We start from the raw sequence: 2613 nt of genomic DNA on the forward strand, positions 1-2613 counted from the left end.
AAGGATGCTATATATGATTTAGAAAAAACTGAATTTTTAAATAAATGTATCCAAAGAAAGATGCTAATCCAGTTTGATTTAACATTTGCCTCATTGTATCTCCTAAAAACTCTTCTATAGCTTCTTGTACGTCCTCAGCTGTTTCCAGTTGATACTCTTAGATTGACATTTTTAATATTTTTAATTTTGTTTCCAGTCTTTTTCTTGGCGTAAAAATTCCCCCTGATTATTATCTTATCAGGAGGAATTTTATAGACAAACTATTTCAAAGTCTCTCTTCTTCTGATTTTTTAGTATTTTCTACTTGAGTTAGGTAATAAATTCCCCAGCTGTCATTTTTAGCTTCTAGAGTTACAGTTTCATATCCTTCTACTTCTATAGTTACTGTGTCTTTCTCTTTCAAGCCACTTATCTGTAGTGTTGAGGCTTCTATGTTAGCACTGTAACCTTCTTTACCATGTTTCTGTTTTTCTATTTTTTCCCCTTTTTCTTTCTTTATTTCGCTTCTACCTTCTGATATGGCTTTTAACCATTCTTGGCTTTCTTTGTATCTTGAAATTTTTATACCTTGTAGCGTTGGTATCCATCCTTGTGCTTCAAATTTTACTTTCTTTAACTTAAATTCATCCTTTTTTTCTTTGTCTTTGGTTATCGAATTTTCCGGCTTAAAACTTCCGTCCGGATAACCTTCAATATATCCTTCTTCAACTTTAGTTTTCTCAGTTTTATGTACTTTTCCCTCGCCGTTTCTCACTAATTTTCTATATTCATAGTGCCCGGTTTCTCTTTGACCTGTAGTTTCATTCTCATATTTATTCTTAATTTCTTCTAACCAAGCTCTGCCCTCGTCATTTAAACTTACTGCTATAGATTTTTGATATACATTAGATGATTTTAAATCAACTCTTTTTATCTTTTTGCCCGGTTTAAAAATATCCGCCGGAACTGCCTCTCCAAATATTTTTTCATCACCATCAGGTCGTAATATTTCATTTGGTATTAGTGAATCTACTTTATACAGTATAGACGACCTTTTCCAATATTCCCTGTACTCTCCATCCCATCCTTTAGAGTCAATGATCTTTCCCTTTACATTCTTATGAATTTTAATACCATCATTACTCTTAATCGCTCTTTGTTCCTCACTTCCTGCATAAGCATTTCCGGATCTTAAATAGACCTTCTCACAAGAAATATCTCCTCTGCCAACAACTGCATAACCTGCTATATTCTCATCCTTGATCGGAGCATGCCCTACTCCTCCCATTGCAACAAGAGTTCCTTCGCCTAAAACTTTTCCATCTTTTAACTCAAGCGCATTTCCTCCTAAAGATGTTGTAACATTAGTTCCTCCTTCATATAAATACAAAGAAGATTTATCAGCTATTGTGAGACTTCCATTCTCTATAGCCATTGCATTCTGTCCCCTATATACCTTTTTAGTTTGCTTATCCTCTCCTGTCGGCGACTCATCCCCTCTTATAAAGACATTGCCTTTGATAAAAGCCTTTCCTTGGACCAATACAACAGGTCTTATATTTTCAAGCGCAGCTCCCCCATCTACCAGATTGTTTGTATGTGAATACACATATGAATCTTCCAGCACCGCTCCATTTTTTAAAATTATCTGACCCTGTATCGATGTTCCGGATATTAATTTATTTGGATTTTTTGCCTCTATATCACCGGTAAACTTGTCTTCCGTATCATAATTTACTCTTAAAGTACCGCCATCAACTGTAATTTTTCCAAAAATTGAAGAATCATATAAATTTAATACCGCACCATTTTCAACTATAATATTTACTCCGGAAAGCACCTTCATATATGCCATAGTGAGATTAGTACCCTCTTTTAATATAAAATCTTGTTTTGGTATCTTATCTTCCCATTTATGATATTCCCCTTTGGATCTATCCGGCTCTCCATTTGTTGCTGGCAATATCTTACCTAAAACACCATAAACTCCGCTCTCCTTTGAACCTTGCCACAAATGAATATTTTTAGGAACAATAAACTGTTCATTTTTACCCTCCTCAGGTTTTTTTGATTAAAATGTGCTATATACCACGGATCCTGTGTGAACAGAACATTATTTGCAATTAATTACCAATATTAAAAATATTTTTTAATTTATTCTTACTCTATAAATTTATTTATGAAATTCAGTTGTATAATTTCAACTCAGCAGCTGTATTTAATACTCTAAAAATTATAAAAAATCAGGCCTGAGCCCGATTCACAAAATTAAATTAAAATTTTAATCCCTATAATATTTTTTAGATAAAATTCTTGCAAACATTATAGAGTATTTCTATACATAAAAATATCTGTTAAAGATTACTCCCTAACAGATATTTTTATAACTTGAATTTATAATAAATCAAACCTTATATAAATGTTAATAGTCTAAAAGATAAATATTATCTTATCAGCCTCTAATCCATCCTGTGAAGTTCCACCAAGCTCCTGAAATTGAATCTTTAATTTTTTTCCAAACACTATTATCTCTTTGTGACCATCCAACGCAATTACATTCAGTTTCTCCTGGCTTTTGACCACCAAATCCTGATTCTGTTGGATAGTTTGTTTCTCTATCTATTCCTTCTAAAC

Annotated in this window: 2 protein-coding genes; both read right to left on the reverse strand. The window is 32.7% G+C overall.

The genetic code is table 11. From position 1 onward, the window contains the following. Positions 1-265: 265 nt before the first annotated feature. Positions 266-1993: an S-layer homology domain-containing protein gene (locus tag HMPREF9129_RS01410; RefSeq protein WP_004819570.1), complete on the reverse strand. Its 1728-nt coding sequence runs from the start codon at positions 1991-1993 to the stop codon at positions 266-268. A gap of 438 nt (positions 1994-2431) precedes the next feature. Beyond that, the coding region (locus tag HMPREF9129_RS01415; RefSeq protein WP_004819571.1) for a hypothetical protein at positions 2432-2613 on the reverse strand (182 nt) is incomplete at its 5' end.

This window comes from Peptoniphilus indolicus ATCC 29427, from assembly GCF_000227315.1.
GTDB lineage: Bacteria > Bacillota > Clostridia > Tissierellales > Peptoniphilaceae > Peptoniphilus > Peptoniphilus indolicus.